The 733-nt window shown below is 63.6% G+C and carries 1 protein-coding gene; it reads left to right on the top strand.

From position 1 onward, the window contains the following. Positions 1 to 4 precede the first annotated feature (4 nt). On the top strand, positions 5 to 733 hold a 729-nt coding region (hypD, locus tag VBE63_RS30860; protein ID WP_323686756.1), incomplete at its 3' end, for a hydrogenase formation protein HypD.

Raw genomic sequence — 733 nt, 5'->3', positions numbered from 1 at the left:
GGGTTTGGCACGGACCATTGCGGCCGAGGCTGATCCGGCTCGGGCCTATCGCCTGATGGAGTTTTGCGGCGGGCATACCCATGCCATCTATCGCTACGGCGTGCAGGATCTGATGCCGGCCAATGTGCGCTTTGTGCATGGCCCCGGCTGTCCGGTTTGCGTGTTGCCGATGGCGCGCATCGATCAGGCGATTGCGATGGCTGTTGAGCATGGGGTGACGCTCTGTACCTACGGTGATTTGATGCGGGTGCCGGCCAGTGAGCGCAACAGCCTGCTCAAGGCCAAGGCGGCAGGGGCCGACATTCGGATGATCTACTCGACACAGGATGCGCTGGCGATCGCGCGCAAGGTGCCGGAGCGCCAAGTCGTGCTCTTCGCGATTGGCTTTGAGACCACCACGCCACCGACCGCGGTCGCGATCAAGGTCGCGCGCGCCGAGGGGATCGAGAATTTCTCGGTGTTCTGCAACCATGTCCTGACACCGCCGGCGCTCGCGACCATTTTGGCTGCTGCTGGTGCCCAAGCGACCCGCTCAGCCTCAAGAGGTGCGGAAACACAGGCGTTGGTTGAGCATGACGGGGACGCGGCCACTGATTCAGGCATGACGGCCAACGCCGGAGGCGTGCAACTCGACGGCATCCTCGGTCCTTCACATGTCAGCACCGTCATCGGTAGCCGGCCCTACGAGTTCGTGCCGTCAGAGTTCGGCAAGCCGGTGGTGATCGCCGGCTTT

The sequence above is a fragment of the Lamprobacter sp. genome, assembly GCF_034860625.1.
Lineage (GTDB): Bacteria > Pseudomonadota > Gammaproteobacteria > Chromatiales > Chromatiaceae > Lamprobacter.
This window is presented reverse-complemented; position numbering and strand designations above follow the sequence as displayed.